Below are 20,871 nucleotides of genomic sequence, written 5' to 3' on the forward strand. Positions count from 1 at the left end.
GATGGTACGCCAGGCTTCAGGTAAAAATTTATTTAACAACAGCTAGTTTCTGGGTACTTATTCCACCATCCGACCGAATAATTTTTACTGCATAAGTGCCTGTTGGAAGATTTTTGACATTGATCTCGCCGCTGGCTGTTTTATCGGACTGAAGTACCGTTCGGCCGTTCATATCGCTGATCAGGACTTTTGTAATGTTGCTGAAATCACGGAGTATAATTTTGTCAGTAGCCGGGTTGGGATAAACCGACATATCTGCGTTCAGGGAATCAAAAGCCAGGCTGATAATCCGGCTGTAAGCGAAGGTGGCATCTCTATCCACCATACGCAGGCGATAAAGATTTTCTCCGTCAGCGGGATTTTTATCTGTAAAGCTGTACGATTTCAAAGAGCTGCTTTCGCCGTTTGATGTTACCGTTCCGATTTTATTCCAGTTTTTTCCATTCAGACTGTGTTCAATCTCGAAACGATCGCTGTTGGTTTCCATCGTTGTACTCCATTTCAGATTCGCCAGCTTGCCCTCTTTGTTTGCTGCAAAGTTTACGAGTGTTACCGGCAAAGCAGTATCGACATTGAGGCCCACAGAATTAATATCGTCACCAGTCATTGTGTTTGTGATTGGCGGATTGGTCTCTGAGAACCAGTTGAGTGTTGTCAGCGGTGCTACTACACCTGGCGTAAGTGCAAGCCCTTTTACGTTAACCGTAAAATCTGCCGGAGCGCCCAATGGTATGGGTGCATTATTTAAACCAATGAGCGTATGGCTTGCGGGATCCCAAATCCAGTCGTATAAAGAAGCCTGTGGTCCGCTGATGTCGGCAGCCGATGCCGGGCCATAACTGTTGCTGAAAGATATGGTCATGGTGATGGTGCCCGGAGTATTTCCGGCACCACTGTTACAGGCCGGATCAGATCCTACACCAAAACTGAAATGCAGCTGACCGGTTTCATTTAACCCTACGGTCTGAACTCCGCTCACTACAGACGTACCTGTATAGGTCGCTGCTCCAAACTGCGGATTACACTGTGCGAATACGGCAGTTTGCAGGAATATGAGCAGAAACGCACCAGAAATTAATTTTTTCATAACAAGCGGAATTAAAGGGTAATACTCAATATTTTCACAGCCACGTTATTATTATCATTGTCATCGCCAGTGACGGGCACTGCGCCTCCAGTCTGATTAATAATGGTGGCGGTGATGATTCCGGTGGCGGTCACGGCACCTGTTGCTTTGATTTTATAACCAAGGTTTACCTGTCCTGACGCTGCTACGATCGTCCCTGGTTTTGATTCAAACTGGAATGAACCCCCGCCAAAATCCGTGATGGTCCACTGGCTGTTTGTTACGGCGATGCTGGCAGAAGTAGTTGCGGCAGGATCAACCGTTAATTCAAAACCATCTCCAAGTTCCAGAAATACAGAAACTACGCCTGTGGAAGGATTTGGTTTCAGGTTGGTAAGACGGAGCACACCCTCACTGGTTTGTCCAACGGTGAAACTGGTACCGATCGGCCTGATCAATTGCGGGGTTAAATCAATAGTACCAACCGAGGCAAACGTATAAGCTGTATACGTATTTGGAACAACCGAGGCTGTGGACGTAATGGAACCTTCCGCAAGCGCGCTTGGCCCACCCAATACCGACGTAACATCCACCGCAGAAGCAATGGCTTCCCATTTGCTGGTGCCCGGGTTCCAGCCAACAATCGTCAGTTTGGCCAGTGTGCTTGCAGTTAACGTGGTAATATCACTGCCGGCATCCCAGGTAAGGGTGATAGGTGTAGCCGTGGCACCATCAATATCCCAGTATTCTACTTTACTGACCGTACCGACGCCTGCTGCTACGCTGGTAGTAGGAAAGGGGCCGCCTGACGGAAGTGCAGGATAGTTGGTTCCGGTAAAAAGATTGGTTGTGACCGCCGTAGTGGCATCTGCATGGAAATAAGCCCCGCTTGTACCATCCGCAGAAGCTGCAAACTGACCTGCAAAACCATTATCTCCCACCGGGAAAATAAATTGCCCCGTGCCATATTTACGTACATATCCATCCACATAACTGGCGTCCGTTACACCCGAAGCTGTAAGATTATTACCAGAATAATTAAGATAACTGATGGTGGCCGTACCGCGCTCTGTAAGGATTACACCAGGCTGCGTGCCGCCCGCAGGTGTAAGCAAATTGTGGTTGCCAAAAAACGTCATTTGCGCACTACCGAAAATGGTGGTATTGCCCTGGCTTCCTTCCTGTGCCTGTGCGCTGCCGACCGAAGCCGTCGCAAACAAAGCCAGCATGGCCGCCGCATTTTTCCATCCCTTGAAAAAGGTGGGGTTGATATATGTTTTTTTCATGTGTAAGTTCTTTTAATTTGTGTGTACTGTTATTGAATTTTCGTGTTGCAAACGCTGGACAAATCGACACCGATTGCAAATTGGCGTCAGTTTGTTTTTGCTAATCAATTTTTGTGACTGTCATATAAGCTCTATTGCATGTACCAGTCCAAATTGGATTTACGGGCGGATTACCATCGACCTGCATTGTGTACCCCTCTAATGAAATTCCATCGCCAGTAGATAACTTACCGGTGTAAACCACTGATTGCCAATCACCGGCAGGAGCACCCATTGGAGATATTCCTTTAAATAAAGGGCCTCCACCTTCAGATACCACCCATATTCTTGTCCATAAGGCGACCCCTGCACCAGTAGTACTATTGCAAGACAAACCAACTTGTACAGAATATGTGCCGTCAGCGGGAGTAGTCCATCTTTTTGTGGTAGCATCCCAACCTGCTGCTCCGACCGTAGGAACCAATGGCAGTCTTTGTGTAACCAAATCATGAGCAGTCCAAGTTGGTATCGTTGCAGTCGATGTAATTGATCCGCTAAAAACAGTTACCGGAATTGCCAGAGAAGATTGTGTTTGCCATGTCGCAACTCCATTGGCATCCGAAGTCAAAATCTTACCAGCCCCTTGTGACCCATCTGCAATTGTAACCTTGCCAGTAGTTTTATCAACACTTACTTTATTTCCCCCGGAAGCTTCCACTTCCAAATTGTTAGCTGCGTTAATCGTCGTAGGGTTCGTGCCGATTTTTACCTGGGCAAAAACCGAAGACGAGCTAAAAAGCATCCCGGCCACCAAAACGGCGGAATAAAATGCTTTTGCAAGTAGTTGTTTTTTCTTCATTGTGTGCATTTGTTTAAGTTTAAAATAGTGTAAAGTGTATGCGGTGGTAAAACATATATCCAAGTTATTCCTGGTTTGCCCGGCGACAATTGTAAATCGGCATTGGCATGAAAAAGGAGGGGTTGATATATGTTTTTTTCCTGTGTAAGTTCTTTTAACTTGTGTGTACTGTTGGTGATTTTTCGCGTTACAAACGCCGGACAATTCGACACCGATTGGAAATTGGTGTCAGCTTGGTAGCTTGGCAATTTCAGCCTTCATTGCAAATTGATAAGAATTGGCAATCAAGATTTGTCAGCTATTGGAAAAGAGAAACTGTTTGATCTAAATCAATTATATCATAATTAGATCCTGGTTGGCAGCCGCCCCCCATGCACCCTTGGCCACTGAATGAAATTTCGTCGCCAGCTTTTAAATAGATTGTGACGGATTGAGAAAAGGCATATGTAAACGTAAATTCATTTCTAAGAAAAACATCGCTTCTCGCTTCTGTAATACCTGTTGCAGCAGATTTTACATTTATGTAGGTGTCAAATGTTCCATAGATCACAGCACTGCTAACACCATTATATTTAATACGACAGTTCTGAGAAACAGTATAGAAGGCATCGTAAGGTGCGACAAACTTCCCATTTGATCCCGAATTAAAACTGTCCATATATTCATTTGCAGCAAGTGGAATGGCTGGACTTAAATAGGGAGAGTTAAATGGGCCGCTTGAATGTCCAGCCCAGATTAACTGATATCCTTTTGTGGCATTTGCTGTAACCCAACCAAATCCATCCCAGTAATAGACACCAATTCCCCTCGAAGGATAGAGTGTTCCATTGCTGCCTGTTCCGGAAGTAATAGCTGGATTTGAGTTATATACCGTCATACCTGGCGATGTTGCGCTGGTGCCAGTTCCGGCAACCGGGGCAAATACGATAGTACTTGTCAAAGAAACCTGAGGTAATCTCACTCCCTTGTCAGTCGCTTCCACTTCAAGTGCAGACCCCGCTGCAATCGTTGTAGGATTTGTTCCGATTTTCACCTGTGCGAAAACGGATGAAGAACCCAGAAATAGTGCTGCTGCAAACACAGCCGCAGATATAGCTCGTGATAGTTGTTTTGTTCTCATTATTTGAATGTTTTTATGTGTGAATTTTTGTGTGATTTATTATTCTCGCATGCTACTGATCGACGTTATCATACTTACTTCATTTCAGCTCTTCTGTATTCCTTAGTAGTTGTGTTTATCATTATGGCTTTATTCCATTTGTGAATTATTGAAGGTGATGAGAAGTAGTGATTTGCGTTGAAGGCTTGATATGCTTATTGGGTGACAGATATAATGGTGGCATTTCCGTCAAGCCCTCCGCCACAACCGGTGTTGGACAATACTCCAACACCAAAATTCGCAGGAGTAGATCCACCATTGTAACTGGCATAAGCCATCACTCTGACTGTATATGGCTGAGCACGAGCAGGTAAATTTTTCATAGTAAACTTTGCATTAGTGGATAATCCACTACATGCCGTACCAGTGTAAGGAAGACTATAAAATCCCACACGTTCAAATGTTCCAGCGGTAGTTTTATCAGTTTCAACCACATATGCCATTACTACCTGACCGTTATGAAAAGAAACTGAGGAGAAGTCAACAACATCTATTATTACGTCATTGATGCTGTTTTTAATAGAAAATGTTCCGGTTTGATTAATATTAACGATACACGAAGCGCAACCGTTAGCAGCTAAATTTGCGGGGACGTATAAATAGGCTCCTGCGGTCTGTGGCCAAGACGTAATATCGGTTGTCCTTTGACCAGGAGCTAATGCTACCCAACCATTACCATCCCAATAATATTCACCTATCTTAGCTGCAAGGGTTGGATATGCGGTGTTAGTTGACGCAATTGACATGTTTGTATTGTAAATATGCATTCCAGCAACAGCAGTTCCTGCAAGCCCCCAGGTTGTTGTATTTGTTAACGAAGTACGAGGCATCAGCAATCCTTTGTTGGCGCTTTCAATTTCAAGTGCAGAACCTGCATTGATTGTAGTTGGGTTATCTCCGATTTTCACCTGCGCAAAAACCGCAGAAGAGCCAAAAAGCATGGCGGCAATAAGTAGTGTTTTGGATAGTAGTTGTTTTGTTTTCATTGTGTGTACTTGTTTAGTGTAAGTTTTAACTGGTTAAAAAAAATGTGTGTATGGTAATTCATTAAAATGGTTAATTTTTTGTGTGTGCGCAGGATAACCGGCCTGGCTGGGTCAAAACGTCCGCTTCGGAGTTGCTGCCCGGGTGCTCTGGGTTTTTAGTGTGTGATCGTGTTTACAGGTTTTGTTTTAGATTTTAAAAGAGGAGGGTTGGTCGCTTCTGTTTCAGGTCTGCTTTTATGGCCGGGAGAGTTTTACGAGTAACATCAGTACCAGCAAAACCAGCAGCTTAAACCATAATGCACCTGAGTTGGAAGCGGAAAATCTGTTCATATATGTGTTGTGTTTTTGGTTGCGGGGCAATTTTTGTCAATTCCGTACGTTATTCAGGCATTCAGGTGGTTTTTTAGTCACAATTTGAATCTGCTAAGCGTTCGTTGAATATTCCATGCTTCAAATCTGAGAAATACCATGGCTTTTCTTTGTAGAGTACCCGGCGTCCTTTTGTAGAAACATCTCCTGCATTTTGTCGAAGATGTGTACGTTTTGGATTCCGGCCTGGGCTCTTCCTTTTCCTATGCTTCTGTCCTGATATACAGGGCTAATGTATCCAGCCTGACGGCGCACGACGACACACCCGTTTTATGCATTATGATTGGGATATATTTTGCAGGAGTATATAAAAGATCCGGTCTTTGGATTGGGATGATTTTTCCGGTTTTTGCGGTGAGCCGGGTTGGTTACTTTTACGCACCGGCGATAAAAAAGCAGATGATTTTTTCATGTTTGATGAAGTGTGTGTTCCAAAAAATTTTAGTGGTACAAAGGAAAGAAACGTCGGCCTGAATATTTGTAGAGGCCCAAAACCGGCAGGATAGAATCATCTCTTGCCAATGTTACCGTTCATCGCTTTTCTGAATACTACTAATACTACAAGGCACTTAGAAGATGTATGAGGTGGACATATCATATGCCGGAATTACTCCTGTTCCGGTTGAAATGCAGATATTACCGTTAAATAAGTTGTGGATAAAAAAAAACTGACGATCTGAAAACACCGATTTCTGACCTGTCGGAAATATATCTTTTTGTAATGAATTGATTTGTACTACGTGTTGGAAAACAAATTATCTTTTATTACGCTGTCCTGCTTATTTTTTTAAATTAATTCGCCAAATACTCTGCAACCGTTTTACGAAAATCTTACAAAATCATCGAAATTTTTCTAATTTGGACTAGGCTGCCTGCGAAAGTGCTTCGTTACGTTTGTAGTAAAACCGTGATTTTGATAACTTTTATCATCTGAAAGAATACAAATGCGTCCTGATTCGAGGTATCGATTCCAAGCCGGATCGTTACCTCAATACAACCTACTCAACGTTTTATATTGAACTGACCAGACTTAAAAAGTAAGGAACAACCAGCGGTGTCGAACTTTTTTAGAAAAAATTCGATGTCGTCCGTGACTTTCTTCAAATCTGTCGTACATAATGTGACGGATTTGATTAGTTATTTGAAAATGGAAGCCACATAAAACAGTATCTAATCCTCCTCTAAAATAATACGTTATGAAAAAAAATCTATTACTGCTAAATCTGGCATTAATTTTTCTTTTGTCAGGGCATGCCCATGCCCAAAAACACTACAATGTAGAACATTACAATGGTGACAATGGTCTTCCCCAAAATAGTGTTAAATCACTTTTTGCAGATTCAGACGGTTTTATCTGGATGGGTACGGAGGACGGCCTGGTACGGTATGACGGATCGCGGTTTTATATTTTCAATAAATTTAATCTTGGCATTACCAACACAAGATCCATTTTTGTACAACCTTCGCTGCGGAAGGATGTAGCCATTGAAAAAGCCGGGCGTTATATCAAAGGCAGAAATGCTGTAAACTATATGTTTTTTCTGGGTTGGGAGAGCGTCCGTATTGAGAAGGGAAAGGCTGTTTTAGATATGGCCTATTCAAAAGAACAGGTTGAAAAACTCAAACCTTTCAATAAACAATATCCACACTATTTTCAGGCAACTGGTTACCCCAATTTTCTGGATAAACTGAGGAAAATTCCTCAATATTTGCTTCGTGCAGGAAACACAAGCGAGGACTTTTATCTTTGCGACAGCACCCGGATCAGGTATTTCGAAAACTGGAAACTGAAATACAGCAGGCCCTTTAAAAGAAACAACCTTTGGAGTTATTTTGTAATGGGCCCGTCGTTATGTTACTTTGATCAGAAAGCGGGTACAATCACCCGGGTCTCTGATCTTAAAATAGAGGAGAAATCGATAAAAGGAGATATTACGGAACATCCGTTATTTAAAACGAACGGGAGAAATATCAGTTTTTACTGGAATAATGTAGCCGACGAGACATTCCTGTACCTTGGAGATGCCCTTTATTTACTTGAAGACAAGCCGGATGGGTCATTGCAAACAACGCTGCTGGTTGAGGATTTTGATTTTAAATCAAAAGGTATTGAAAGAGTATATTATGACTATGGCACCAAAAAAGTATTTCTGGGAAGTGCTACGGAAGGGCTTTTTGTATTGAGTAAACATCAGTTTTCTGCAATCAACATCAAAGGGGACTTTCGTGACAATGTTTTTTATGCTATGCTTCCCTTTGATGAAAATACTGTTTTGACCGCAGATGGAAGAATCGTTGGCAAAAGCTCAGTAGTAGGAAAAGATATTGACGCACAACTCCCGGTTTTGAGGAAAATAAATCCGGATGACAAATTAATTATTACAAAAGACAGGAATGGCAATGTCTGGATAAAAAGAGGACATATGTTAATCCGGATAGATCTGAGAAATAAAAGGGTTACCGGTATATGGCAATTTAAGTATAACATAGAAACGATTTTTTACGACGATATCAGCAATCAACTATGGGTCGGATCGGATCTGCAAGGTTTGTTCAGGCTGGATTTGAATGTATTGATTCCTTATGCGGTAAATATTATAAAAAGTCCATTTTTTCATACTACCGTTATCAGAAGACAGGATCCGGAACATCTCCTTGTAGGGACAACCACTGGTTTATATCGTTTAAATCTTCGTTTAAGAAAACCAAAGCTGATTGCCGGAACGGAAAAGCTTTATGTAAAAAGTATATATACTGACGCACAGAAAAATATCTGGCTCACCGGTCTGGAAAGAGGACTTATGCTTTTAAAAGCGGATGATTGTCTGGTGAATTTTCCGCTGGATTAAAATAAATATCTGGCGAGTCCGCACAGTATTATGCCTGAGGGGAATTATTTATGGATTCCGACCAACAAAGGTCTTTTTCAAATGACTGTAAAAGATCTGCTTCACTATTCAGAAGCCATTGAAAAAATAAAGCACAACAAAGATCAGCAGAATGCTTCGGTGCCATCTGAGTTATTTTATGTTTATCATACCAAAGAGGAGGGTTTTAAGACAAATGAATTTAATGGCTGCGATCATTGCGGAGTCAGGCTGGCAAACGGCAATATTTTGCTGCCTTCGCTAAATGGTCTGGTCGGGTTCAGACCGGGGGATATTATGGAAGACAGAGCCGACGGGAATATTATTCTGGACAAAGCGGAGGTAAACAGAAAAACCATTATTCCATCTCATGACACGCTTTATTTTCCGATGGATCCGGGGCAGACCAAGCTTCATTTTTCGACGGCGTATTTTGGCAATAATTACAATCTGAAACTTTCTTATGTGCTGGTAAAGGAAAGTCGTTTGGCTGCTCCGCCAGACTGGATTCCTATGGATAAGGATTTAGATATCGAATTTTCGAGCCTCAATTCCGGGAATTATACACTGATCATCAGAAAACTGAATGGTTTTGGCATCAATAATTACACGATAAAAAAAATATATTTCATTGTACCACTCAAATGGTACCAGACAATCTGGGCAGAAATCCTGTTGCTCTTTATCCTGATAGGGTTGGTTTATCTTTATAACTGGTATAGCGTGCGGGTCGTAAAACGGGAAAATATAAAACTGGAAGAACTTGTTTCGAGGCGCACAAGCAGGTTGAACCAGACGTTGACCGATCTGGAAGAATCCAAAAATGAAATGTCCCGGCAGGTGCACATGCTTTCCAGGCTTTTGACGTCCATGACGCATGATATCCAGTCGCCGCTGAATTATATAAGACTTACATCCGGCAATATTCCTAAAATGATACAAAAAGCGCAATATGAAGATGTTGCTATGCTGGGTGAAATGATTGCTGATTCGTCCGGGCGAATGAGCAATCTGCTGAAAGGTTTGCTTGACTATATCAAGGCGCATGTTTTTCAAAACAGTCTGCATTATGAAGCGATCAATCTTCAATTGCTGGTGGATGAAAAGTTTGAAATTTTTAAAAACATGATCACTGAAAATGGTTCAGATTTTAAAAACGAGATTTCCAGTAATACCGTGGTTTATTGTGATTATCAGATGCTGGGAATTATGATTCATAACCTGATCGATAATGCAGCCAAGTTTACCCGGAAAGGCACGATTCGCATCTATTTTAATGCCAGCGGCGAAAATGAGGGCGAACTTGTGATCTCCAATACCACCGTAGGCGTGCCAACGGAAATACAGGAAATGATCAACACCCCGGAAACTGAAAGTATACATTTGCCAATGCAGGTCGGACAAACGAGAACAAGTCTGGGACTTTTGATTGTCAAGGAAATTGCTGCGCTGGTAGGTGTAGGCCTGCGCGTGACGCAAACGGATGTTACCAGCTTTCATCTGCTGTTTAAATAAAATAAAAAATTTGTTGAGCTAAAAAAGCCGGTGCTGAAAGTTGCAGGGATATGTTTTGTTGTTTGATTTTCATAATATTGTTTTATGAAAATGAAAGAGACAGCCAGCGTTTTCCATCACCGGCTTTTACGGGATCACTCGGAACCGGGAAAGTTTACCGTTTACAGAACTGAGGATCTGTGCGGAGTAACCCCATTACCGCATTCGAGGAGGGATTTTTACAAGATTTCACTGGTCACAAAGGGAGAAGGAATTCTTTCTTTTGCTGATAAAACTTTTCACCTCAAAGATGGCGTCCTGATTTTCTTCAACCCGATGATTCCCTATTCATGGAAGCCGCTATCAACAAATGACAGCGGCTTCCATTGTTTGTTTACCGAAGAATTTATCAGTCACCAGCTTAAAGCAGAAAGTCTGTCGCGGTCGCCTCTTTTTCATGCGGAGGGAAATCATGTGCTGGTGGCAGATGAAAAAACGATTACATTTCTGTCGGGGATTTATCAGCAGATGATCAGGGAAATGAATTCAGATTATGCGCATAAATATGAGCTTCTGAGAAGTTATATTCAGATTATCATGCATGAAGCCCTTAAAATTGAGCCGATGAAAGAGCAGAATTCAGGAAATTCTGCAACGCGGATCAGTATGCTTTTTATCGACCTTTTGGAAAAACAATTTCCGATTCTTTCAACACAGCATGCCCTGGAAATTAAAAATGCCAATGAATTTGCAAACCGTTTGGCCATTCATACCAATCACCTGAACAGGGCACTTAAAGAAACAACCGGCAGCACAACAACGGAACTTATCTCGACAAGAATTATCAAGGAAGCAAAGGATCTTCTGATGCACAGCAACTGGGACATTGGGGAAATTGGATACTGTCTGGGTTTTGAACACGCTTCCAATTTTAATATCTTTTTCAAAAAGCAGACGGGGCTGTCACCTAATCAGTTTCGTAAAGAGGCGGTCAGCTTTCGTCAACCGGCTGTCAGCAATCAGCTTGTAAGCAATTCTGATCCGATAGCGGGTAGCTGACGGCCGATGGTTTCCTTTTCATAAGTAATTATTTGAATGGCATAATTTCAGCGTTTTGATGGCCGGTAAATTTGTATCAGCAAAGGATTACAGTAATCCGGATACAGAAAAGGCAGAAATCATGAAAAACGAAAAAAGCTGGACAAAGGATAATATTGGGAATCAGGCTGGTAAAACGGCCATTGTAACAGGAGCCAATATCGGTATTGGTTTTGAAACCGCGCTTGGGTTGTATGAAGCGGGCGCCCATGTGATACTGGCTTGCAGAAGTTTAGAAAATGCCGAAAAAGCTTTGGGGGAAATGAAACAAAAAGGCGGCAAGGGCACTCTGGAAACAGGTTTGCTTGATTTGTCAGACCTGGGATCTGTAAAGATTTTTGCTGAAAATTTTCTTCAAAATCACAACCTCCTGGATATTTTAATCAATAATGCCGGCGTAGCAAATCCTCCAAAAGCAAAAACTACGGAAGGATTTGAGCTGCAATTCGGGACAAATTTTCTGGGACATTTTGCACTTACCGCATTGCTATACCCATTGCTTTCAGCAACTGGCGGCTCTCGGATTATTTCACTGAGCAGTATAGCTTATCTGCATGGACAGATTGATTTTGGCAATTTGCAGTCGGAGAAATCTTATGATGCTTCAAGAGAATACTGCCAGAGCAAACTGGCCACGACGATTTTTGGTGTCGAATTGCAGCGAAGAATTATCGCGGCAGGTGATCACGTTCTTTCCCTGATCGCCCAGCCAGGAGCCAATGCTACCGGACTTGCCCGGCACATGAGCCAGGATGCCTATGATGCAGCGGTTGAACAAATGGGTCCGCTCATGGAACCCTGGCAGGGTGCGCTGCCGTCACTATATGCAGCCACTTCTTCGGAAGTTATACCAGGAGGATTTTATCAGCCTGATCAGGATGGCGGATTCAGAGGATTTCCTGTACAGGCGGAAATTGACCAGATTGCTTTGAATGAATCTGTTAACCGGAAATTGTGGTCAGTGGCAGAGCAGTTTACAGGGCAAAAATTTCTATGAAATGAACTGTTTTTTTTAACAAAACCGGCTTTTCGTGCCGGTTTTATTGAAAAAAATAACTGTGAAATGTGGTTATAAATGAATGAACCGATCTGCATGGATTTGCTCCAAAAAATGTTCGTCATGAGAAACAATCAGTAACGTGCCACTGTATTCCTGAATGGCAGAAGTTAAAATTTCAATGTTCTGAATATCAAGATTATTTGTCGGTTCATCCAGGATAATCATATCCGGAGCCTGGTTGCTAATGGTTAACGAACAAAGTATCAGTCGCATTTTCTCTCCGCCGCTAAGTGTACTGCAAGGTTTGTCCCAATACTCCTTTGTAAAAAGAAAACGGTTGAGCCGGATTTTTATCTCGTGTTCCTGCAAAATCCCCGAATTGAATTTTTGAGCTTGTTCATAAACGGAGAGGTTGTTGTCAATAAAAGAATAATCCTGATCAATGTAAACTGCTTTGAAATCAGCTCTTTCCAGGATCCCTGACTGCGGTAAAAATTCGCCCAAAATCATTTTTATAAGCGTTGTTTTACCGGAGCCGTTTGAACCGGAAATCACAATTCTTTCAGCACTGGTAATCTGAAAAGTTAGCGCATTTTTCCAAAGCATCTGATCAGAGTATCCGTAATTGATGTCTTTTGCGGAAACAAGTATTTTTCCCTTATGAAGCGCAGAATTGTCAAAATCCACTTTCATTTTATTTACATCAGCTAATCCTTTTCGCAGTTGACTAATATCCTGCGCAATGGCATCAACTTTCTCGGTATGAACGTCCCGGATGCGGGAGGTACTTTTCTCTGCATTGTTTTTAAATGTGTTCATGGAAATTTTCGGAAGTCCGGCTTTTTCCTGTTTTTTCTTTCCGCGCGCATCTAGTTTTTGCTGGCGTTCCACTGATTCTCTTTCCACTTCCCTGGCCTTTCGGAAGGCCTTTTCCTTATTTCGCAGATCCTGGTTCAAAGCTTCGGATTCAATCCGTTTTTGTTCTGCATAAAAATCGTAATTGCCGCCATAAACGGTAATTCCATGTTTACCAAGTTCAAAAACTTTATGAAGTATATTCAGTAAGGTTATATCGTGACTAACCACTACCAAGGTATTTGTGGTTGTCCTGATATAATCATAAAGGATATTTCTGCTTGTTTTATCCAGGTGATTGCTGGGCTCATCCAGTAGAACAATTTCCGGCGTATGGATCATCATGCCGGCAAGAAAAACTTTTGTCTTTTGTCCGCCACTCAGGGTATCCATTTTCTGATTCAGATCAAAAGATTGGAGGTTCCAGTGCATCAGCGCTTCTATGGATCGTTCTTCAATTGCCCAGTCGTCGTCCAGAAGTGACAGATTTTCTTCGGTTACCTGACCTTCGAGAATCTCCTGTAAAGCAGTCAGTTTGGCGTCAATGCCAAGAGCCTGCGCAATGGTATAATCATTAAATTGTCCAAAAATTTGAGGAACATAATAAGGCTTTGAATCGGTTTTGACCTGACCGGAAGAAACAGTAAGAGCACCTGCCAGTATTTTCAAAATGGTAGATTTTCCGGTACCGTTATTGCCGATTAAAGCTATTTTTTCCTGTTTGTTGATAATCATGTTTATATCACCAAACAGGACATCCCGATTGGGATGTGCATAAGTAACACCTTGAAGAAAAAGCATAATTTCTTTCTTTTGAGAATGAATAATTACAGCAGCCTTGTGTGGCCGCCATCTATTTTTCTGAAAGAAATTATATCTTACATTTAGAAATGTATTTAGGTGTTTTCTGCTGCAAAGGTAATAAAAATCTTAAAATGGCAGAATTTCTGATGGTTGACGGTGATGGTTAAATTATTCTCTTAAATAAAAAGGCAAGGAAAATATGATTAGGAAATTTATCAGTGTTGTCGTAGGTTATGCGATTTTCGTTGTGTCATCACTGGCACTTTTCCGATTTTCCGGACAGCGGCCGCATGCCGATGCGCCGATTCTGTTTATGATTTTTACCGCGATTTATGGAGTGATTTTTTCATTCCTGGCGGGTTTGGTTACGCAATTTATCGCAGGTGTCAAAGATTTGAAATTAAATTATATTCTTGCATTTATCCTCGCCGGTTTTGCGGCATTTTCCATGTTTAAATCAGAAGGAAATCATTGGACGCAAATTCTTGCGATCCTGATTTTTGCCCCGGTTACGGTTTTGGGCGGGTTGTTTATCAGGAAATATAATCGGTAACAAATTTCACGCAGAGCAATACAAGAAAAAGGCAAAGCCCTCAAAGATTTTAACTTTGCGGGCTTTGCCTTTTCTTACCTGCTTTTCGTGAAACCTTATTCCGTTACTTTAAAATTTATATCTGCCCCAAAATCTCTTCCAGATCAATTCCTTTTTCCATCACCGGCTTAAAAATATCACCTTCTGATTTTATTCTTTCAAGGGCATTGACAATCGTAAAATCTTTCATTTGCAATCCCTTTTTCACCTCAGTCCAGTGCAGTGGCATTGATACCGTTGCTCCAGGTTTGGGGCGGATAGAGTAGGGAGCGGCCAGCGTCGCTCCCGGACGATTTTGAAGGTAATCGATGTATAATTTTCCCTTCCTGTTTTTCGTCATTCGCTCGATACTCGTGAAATCGGGCAAGGCCTCATTGGCGCTTGAAGCTACCCATTTGGCAAATAACTGGGATTGGTCATAGTCATATTTTGCACCAAGCGGAATGTAAATATGTATTCCCGTAGAGCCGGAAGTTTTACAAAATGCGGGCACTTTTACATTGTCGAGAATCTCTTTAATGACATTGGCTGTTTCAATAACCTGCTCAAAAGTATTGGTTTTATCCGGATCCAGATCCAGAATGCACCAGTCAGGATTATCGGGTTTCTGGATTTTACTGCTCCATGGATTTATTTCAATGGCGCCCATATTAACCATCAGGAGCAGGCTGGCTTCGTCATTGCAAAGCATATAATTTTTATCCTGATCATCATCGTTTGCCCGATACGGGAATTGCTCAACCCATTCTGGTACTTTTCCGGTTACATCTTTCTGATAAAAGCTTGGCCCTTTGATGCCGTTGGGAAAACGGTTCAGCGACTGCGGCCTGTCTTTCAGGTAAGGTAAAATATAAGGCGCGACCTGATAGTAATAATTTAACATATCCCGTTTAAAGTATTTTTCCTCAGGCCAGAATATCTTGTCAAGATTCGTGAATTTCAGTTCTCTGCCATTCACTTTTCGTACCTGCGATTTCTCGGTTGGATTCAGTAAAGTTTTCCTGTCTGATTTTCCCGGAGCCTTGATAATCGATTCTGTTTCCTTTTTTTCGGATTTGTCTTCGGAATTTTTTACCACTTTTTCCGTTGGTGCTTCTGTCTCTCTTACCACATCTTTTGGATTTTTATCTTCCCGCATTGCTACAAATGAAGGATGGCGGAATACGCCTTCTTCGGTTACTTCTGCAAAATTGATTTCACAAACCAGTTTAGGTTCAAGCCAGGTTGCTGACGCATCCGGTGGATTTGGCCGGAAACGGGACGGTTTATTATAGTCGGGAATTTGTTGGAATGGACTTTTCTTTGTGGTCAGCGGCTTGAACATTTCCAGCATTTCTTTCTGCTGTTTGGTATTAAATCCGGTCCCCACTTTCCCTACATATTGCAATTTTCCATCCTGATAAGCGCCTAAAAGCAGGGCGCTGAATAATTTCGAAGTTCCTTCATTGCGCGTATAACCGGCAATTACCACTTCCTGGCGCTTTTGTACCTTTATTTTTAACCAGTTTTTTGAGCGGTCACCGGGATAATAAACGCTGTCGGAACGTTTGGCAATAATTCCTTCCAGTCCCATGGTTTTGGCGACTTCGAAAAATTCGGTGCCTCTTGCATCCATACTGAATCCGCTTTTGATGATACTATCTTCGGGGATCAGCGTTTGCAGAATTGCTTTACGTTCTTTCAATGTCAACTCCATCAGGTTTTGCCCGTTTAACCAGAGCACATCAAAAACATAGTATAAAAGTTGCCCGTCTGCTTCACTGCGCCAGTTTTGAAGGGAGTTGAAATTAGAAATTCCTTTATCGTCAACAACCACAATTTCACCGTCAATGACTGCATTTATTCCCCAGTTTTTAACGGCATCAAAAACCGGATAAAACTTGTCATTAAATGATTTATTATTTCGGGATCGAAGTTCAATTTCCGATTTATTCAAAAAAGCCAACGCTCGATAGCCATCCCATTTTACTTCATATTCCCAACCCGGATCGTCAAAAGGCTCATCTACCAAAGTAGCCAGCATAGGGGTAAAAAACTCGGGAAACTTCTCTTTTTTTCCTTTTTTTAGCGCCTTTTTTACGTCAATGTAAGCTTTCGGAACCTCGGAACTATCGGGATCAACCTGTTTTTTTAGTTTTTTTTTAACGGTCGTTTTTGATTCAGGTTTGGCGGACTTTTTTGTTTCTTTTTCAGGTTCTTTTTCTTCATCGGAACCATAAATATTTTCACTTGTCTCCGCTATTTTTTCAAGGTCTTTCCCGGAAATAACTGATTTATTCATCTCCGTTATATCTTCATCGCTGGCAAATTCGTCACGATGTTTGATAAGCAGCCAGGAATTATCGGCCATACCCTTCGTTTTTACAAGAGCAAATTCACCTTCCAGTTTTTTACCATGAAGGATGAATTTCAGTGAACCGGATTGCAGCTCATCGAGCAATTTTTTTTCCTGTTTTTCTCTTCCTTTTGTTGGTTCAATGGGCTCGTAAGTTCCTTCATCCCAAACCATCACGGTTCCTGCGCCATAATTGCCGTCCGGAATTATTCCTTCAAAATCTTTATAGTCAAATGGATGATCTTCTACCATCATCGCCAGTCTTTTTACGGATGGATCAGTGGATGGTCCTTTGGGTACGGCCCAGCTTTTTAATACACCATCCATTTCCAGACGGAAGTCATAATGCAGACGTGATGCAGCGTGTTTCTGGATAACAAAACGCAGGGAAGCAGCCTTGGATTTGCCCCCCGTTGGCTCCGGCGTCTTGTTGAACGATCTCTTTTCCTTATACTTAACTAATGTCATGGTCTGTATATTTTAAAGATTCGGATTGAATTTTGACCGCATCACAGAGCCGCTTTGGAAAGATTAAATTTTGCCGGCCGGGACGGGTAACTTTTGCCTGAAAACTTTGTTTTTTATATGTGTAAGGAGTGTTGAAACAAAAAATATGCCTGAGCTGAAAAGAGGAATTACTTTATCAATAAATCTGAAATAACGACCAGAAAATTTAACGGGTATGCAGCAATTAAGTCTTTTCGATGCGAATGAAAGTTTGAGTTTTCCCGAAAACCTTCTGGAATATTTTCCAGGATTTTTAGACCCTCAGCAAAGTATTTCGCTTATGCATCAGCTAATTAAGAAAACCCCCTGGCGGCAGCAAATTATTCAGATGTATGGAAAAGAAGTGATCACACCGCGATTAACCGCCTGGTTTGGGGATTCCAATAAGTCTTATCAGTTTTCGGGCACAAAGTTTGATCCGGTTCCATGGACTTTGGAGTTATACGAATTGAAAGAAAAAATACAGAAAGCTACCGGCCTTCCATTTAATAGTGTGCTGTTGAATTTTTACAGAGACGGAAATGACTCGGTTGCATGGCATAGCGACAATGAAAAAGAACTGGGTATTAATCCCCACATTGCCTCTTTGAGTATAGGACAGGCGCGGCAATTTGAGTTTCGTAATAAATCCGATCATAGCCGAAAATATGGGTTAAGTCTGGAAAATGGTTCTTTGCTGATCATGAAGGGGGATTTGCAGCATAACTGGGAACACCGTATTCCGAAGTCGAAAAAATTAAATAACGAAAGGATCAACCTTACTTTTCGTTCTATCATTTAAAAATAAAACAAGTCAGCATGGCCAAACAAAGCGCAGGAATCTTGTTATTCAGAATAAAATCAGAACCGGAAGTATTCCTGGTGCATCCCGGCGGACCGTTTTTTGCAAAAAAAGATCTCGGTGTCTGGTCTATTCCAAAAGGGGAATTTGACCATACGGAAACGGCTATTGATGCTGCAAAAAGGGAGTTTGAAGAAGAAACAGGAAAAGTGCTGGAAGGAGAATTTATTGAACTGAAACCCATCACGCAAAAAAGCGGGAAAGTGGTGCATGCCTGGGCACTGGAAGGAGATATTGATGCAGAAAATATTGTAAGCAATACTTTTGAAATGGTCTGGCCGCCAAATTCCGGGAAAATGAAAGAATTTCCGGAGAATGATAAAGGGGAGTGGTTTACGATTGATGAAGCAAAATTAAAGATTAATGAACGTCAGATTCCGCTGCTTAATGAGCTTAGTATGTTAATTTCCTAAGTATTATTACTTTCAATTATGAAAAATTTACGAATCTCACTGGCCAGAAGTTCGGGCGTTTCCATGGCTGCAAAATGTCCGCCTTCCGGCATGTTTGAGAAGTATTTCAGGTTGAAAATTCTCTCCGCAAACTGTTTTGGAGTAGGAACTATATCTTTTGGAAAAGTAGTTAGTCCAACCGGGGTTTGAGGCTTTTTGGTATTTCCTGAGTCCTGCATATGAAAGCTTTCATAGTAAATCCTGAATGCAGAATTTGCAGTTTCCGTTACCCAGTAAATTGTAATGTTGGTTAGTAATTCATCCTTCGAAAATCTGCTTTCAATAGCTCCGTCACAATCACTCCAAGTTCGAAATTTTTCTATGATCCAGGCCGCCAAACCAGCCGGGGAATCATTGATACCATAAGCCAGCGTTTGAGGTTTTGTTCCCTGGATCATGGCGTAGGCGCCTTCCTGCATTTGCCATTTTTTTCCTTCCTCCATGTACTTTTTTTCTTCTTCCGAAAGTTCGTCCGTGGGAATGTTGAAAATGTGTTTATACGGGACGTCCGTCAAATGAATAGCGGTAATTTGTTTTGGAAAATGAGTAATTAACTGTTCTGTGATGGTACTTCCCCAGTCGCCGCCATGGGCGGTAAATTGCTGATAACCTAACTCTTCTGTCATCAAACGTGCAAAAAGTGTCGCTATTTTGGCTGGATCCATTCCTTTTTTTGAAGGTTTTTCAGAAAACCCGTAGCCTGGAATAGAAGGAATAACGACGTCAAAAGCAAAACCATTTTCATCAGCCTGTGTTAGTAAAGGAATAATTTTCAAAAATCTGACGAAAGAATCAGGATAACCATGTGTGAGCAAAAGCGGTATATTGTGCGATCCTTTTCCTTTTTCATAAATATAATGCAGTCTGAAATTGTCAATTTCAGACTGGTAATGAGTGAAGGAATTTAGATAATCTTCCTGTTTGCGCCATTCGAAATTATTCTGCCAATATTGACATAATTCTTTCGTATAAGCCAGATTTGTTCCGTAATTCCAGCCGCTTTCTTCTATTTCGTCCGGCCATCTCGTTTCAGCCAGTCTGGTTTTCAGATCCTCTAAAACCTGTCCGGCAATATCAATTTTGAATTCCGTTTTCATAGTTCTTATGGTTTTTTTGTAAACCTTCACAAAAAAAGTGCCATACTAACATCAGCAGATTCAAAAGCCGGAATTTGCTTTAAATTTTTAGAATGATAACGGGGCGTTGATAATCAAATGTTTAGTTAAAAATAAATCGCTGAAAAGGTCAGATATTCCGGTTAAACGTAACTTTTATAGCAACTGCTGCATTTATTTAGCCATAAAAAAATCAAGCAAACCTTTCTGAACCTGGTCTGTCCCCTCCTGTACCACCCAATGACCGGAACCTTTGATATGAACTTCGCTCACATTTGTTGCCACCAATAGAGAATGTTCTTTTAAAAATGCTGCGGCGAAATATTCCCCACCCATGGCGAGCAATGGCATCGGCAGTTTCTTTTTGGCAAATTCAACATTGTCGATAGCGTCCTGTTTGAAAGCGCCAAACCAGTGGAAACTTCCTGCGGTGCCCCCGGAAACCGCATAGGCGCGAATAAATTCATCCGTTTCCTGTTTTGTAAAAGGATCTTTAACATGTCCAACCATCGGCCAGAAGTTGGTCAGGAATTCTCTTTCCTTACCTTTAACAATACTTCCCGAAGCCGGCCAGCCAAAAAATCCAAACCACCAGGCACTTGCCGAAACCTGACTCCAAACCGGTTCAATGCCGGGTAGCAACGCATCGAGCAAAGCAATTTTTTTCACTTCCGATGGAAACTGGGCCGCATAAGCATAGGCAACCATCAAACCAATGTCGTGACCAACAAGGTTGATATTGTTGTAGCCAAGTTTTTTCATCAGTTCATGAAGATCGGTCGCCATTGTTTTTTTGTCATAACCGGTATCCGGCTTGTCCGATTCTCCCACACCACGTAAGTCCGGCGCGATGACGGTAAAATGTTTGGAAAGTTCAGGTAAGAGCCTGTTCCACATAAACCAGTTTTGTCCAAAACCATGTACTAATAGCAAAGGCTCGCCTTTCCCGCCAATAACGTAGTGGATTTTCACACCATTGACAAGGGCTGTCTGATGTTTGAAATTAGCCGGCGGATCTGCTGGTTTGGTATCAGCAGGATTATTTTCCGGATCGGTGGTGGCTGCCTTAGTATCATTTTCCAAAATCAAAAAAGTAAGGAAAAACAGGATCGAAAATGTGAGATAAAAAGAGGAGAATTTTTTGCCTGAGGCAATGCCTTTCGCGGAATGGCTGGCTGATTTCATAAGATTGATTTAGTAAAATGTG

At 41.7% G+C, this 20,871-nt stretch carries 17 protein-coding genes; 8 read left to right on the top strand and 9 right to left on the bottom strand.

Annotation, left to right across the window (positions count from 1 at the left end):
* Nucleotides 1–28 precede the first annotated feature (28 nt).
* The 5 genes from IEE83_RS05915 to IEE83_RS05935 form a co-directional block, all read right to left on the bottom strand.
* Nucleotides 29–1,087, bottom strand: a complete 1,059-nt coding sequence (locus tag IEE83_RS05915; RefSeq protein ID WP_194119683.1) for a T9SS type A sorting domain-containing protein — start codon at nt 1,085–1,087, stop codon at nt 29–31.
* Between the two features lie 11 nt (nt 1,088–1,098).
* Nucleotides 1,099–2,352 (bottom strand): hypothetical protein, encoded by a 1,254-nt coding sequence (locus IEE83_RS05920; protein WP_194119693.1) that lies wholly within the window; start codon nt 2,350–2,352, stop codon nt 1,099–1,101.
* A 100-nt stretch (nt 2,353–2,452) separates the two neighbouring features.
* On the bottom strand, nt 2,453–3,199 hold the full coding sequence (locus IEE83_RS05925) for a hypothetical protein (protein WP_228101690.1): 747 nt from the start codon (nt 3,197–3,199) through the stop codon (nt 2,453–2,455).
* Nucleotides 3,200–3,488: 289 nt separating this feature from the next.
* On the bottom strand, nt 3,489–4,310 hold the full coding sequence (locus IEE83_RS05930; RefSeq protein WP_194119695.1) for a phage tail-like protein: 822 nt from the start codon (nt 4,308–4,310) through the stop codon (nt 3,489–3,491).
* Nucleotides 4,311–4,504: 194 nt separating this feature from the next.
* Nucleotides 4,505–5,335, bottom strand: coding sequence for a phage tail-like protein (locus IEE83_RS05935; RefSeq protein WP_194119696.1), 831 nt, complete (start codon nt 5,333–5,335; stop codon nt 4,505–4,507).
* A 692-nt stretch (nt 5,336–6,027) separates the two neighbouring features.
* On the opposite strand from IEE83_RS05935, the gene IEE83_RS05940 reads away from it, so the two are divergent.
* The 5 genes from IEE83_RS05940 to IEE83_RS05960 all read left to right on the top strand — a co-directional run bounded on the left by IEE83_RS05940 (nt 6,028) and on the right by IEE83_RS05960 (nt 12,160).
* Nucleotides 6,028–6,210, top strand: coding sequence for a hypothetical protein (locus IEE83_RS05940; RefSeq protein ID WP_194119698.1), 183 nt, complete (start codon nt 6,028–6,030; stop codon nt 6,208–6,210).
* A gap of 690 nt (nt 6,211–6,900) precedes the next feature.
* A complete protein-coding gene (locus IEE83_RS05945) occupies nt 6,901–8,553 on the top strand; it encodes a ligand-binding sensor domain-containing protein (RefSeq protein ID WP_194119700.1) in 1,653 nt (550 codons plus the stop codon).
* A gap of 81 nt (nt 8,554–8,634) precedes the next feature.
* Complete coding sequence (locus IEE83_RS05950) at nt 8,635–10,086, top strand: sensor histidine kinase (protein WP_194119701.1); 1,452 nt, start codon at nt 8,635–8,637, stop codon at nt 10,084–10,086.
* Between the two features lie 84 nt (nt 10,087–10,170).
* Nucleotides 10,171–11,124 (top strand): helix-turn-helix domain-containing protein, encoded by a 954-nt coding sequence (locus IEE83_RS05955; protein ID WP_194119702.1) that lies wholly within the window; start codon nt 10,171–10,173, stop codon nt 11,122–11,124.
* A 121-nt stretch (nt 11,125–11,245) separates the two neighbouring features.
* A complete protein-coding gene (locus IEE83_RS05960) occupies nt 11,246–12,160 on the top strand; it encodes an oxidoreductase (protein ID WP_194123311.1) in 915 nt (304 codons plus the stop codon).
* A gap of 72 nt (nt 12,161–12,232) precedes the next feature.
* Here IEE83_RS05960 and abc-f read toward each other — a convergent pair whose 3' ends face one another.
* Nucleotides 12,233–13,819, bottom strand: a complete 1,587-nt coding sequence (gene abc-f, locus IEE83_RS05965) for a ribosomal protection-like ABC-F family protein (RefSeq protein ID WP_194119704.1) — start codon at nt 13,817–13,819, stop codon at nt 12,233–12,235.
* A 202-nt stretch (nt 13,820–14,021) separates the two neighbouring features.
* Between abc-f and IEE83_RS05970 the strand changes: the two genes are divergently transcribed.
* The gene (locus IEE83_RS05970) at nt 14,022–14,375 is read left to right on the top strand and encodes a hypothetical protein (protein WP_194119705.1); all 354 of its coding nucleotides are present in this window, start codon (nt 14,022–14,024) and stop codon (nt 14,373–14,375) included.
* Between the two features lie 115 nt (nt 14,376–14,490).
* Here the strand turns inward: IEE83_RS05970 and ligD are convergent, their stop codons facing one another.
* Nucleotides 14,491–17,217, bottom strand: coding sequence for a DNA ligase D (gene ligD, locus IEE83_RS05975; protein WP_194119706.1), 2,727 nt, complete (start codon nt 17,215–17,217; stop codon nt 14,491–14,493).
* Nucleotides 17,218–17,431: 214 nt separating this feature from the next.
* On the opposite strand from ligD, the gene IEE83_RS05980 reads away from it, so the two are divergent.
* Both IEE83_RS05980 and IEE83_RS05985 read left to right on the top strand, forming a co-directional pair.
* A complete protein-coding gene (locus IEE83_RS05980; protein WP_194119707.1) occupies nt 17,432–18,037 on the top strand; it encodes an alpha-ketoglutarate-dependent dioxygenase AlkB family protein in 606 nt (201 codons plus the stop codon).
* A gap of 17 nt (nt 18,038–18,054) precedes the next feature.
* Nucleotides 18,055–18,510, top strand: a complete 456-nt coding sequence (locus IEE83_RS05985; RefSeq protein WP_194119708.1) for an NUDIX hydrolase — start codon at nt 18,055–18,057, stop codon at nt 18,508–18,510.
* Here the strand turns inward: IEE83_RS05985 and IEE83_RS05990 are convergent.
* On the bottom strand, nt 18,507–19,646 hold the full coding sequence (locus IEE83_RS05990; protein WP_194119709.1) for an epoxide hydrolase family protein: 1,140 nt from the start codon (nt 19,644–19,646) through the stop codon (nt 18,507–18,509). The genes IEE83_RS05985 and IEE83_RS05990 overlap by 4 nt on opposite strands.
* A gap of 192 nt (nt 19,647–19,838) precedes the next feature.
* On the bottom strand, nt 19,839–20,849 hold the full coding sequence (locus IEE83_RS05995) for an alpha/beta fold hydrolase (RefSeq protein ID WP_194119710.1): 1,011 nt from the start codon (nt 20,847–20,849) through the stop codon (nt 19,839–19,841).
* Nucleotides 20,850–20,871: the final 22 nt, after the last annotated feature.

The sequence above is a fragment of the Dyadobacter subterraneus genome (assembly GCF_015221875.1).
Lineage (GTDB): Bacteria > Bacteroidota > Bacteroidia > Cytophagales > Spirosomataceae > Dyadobacter > Dyadobacter subterraneus.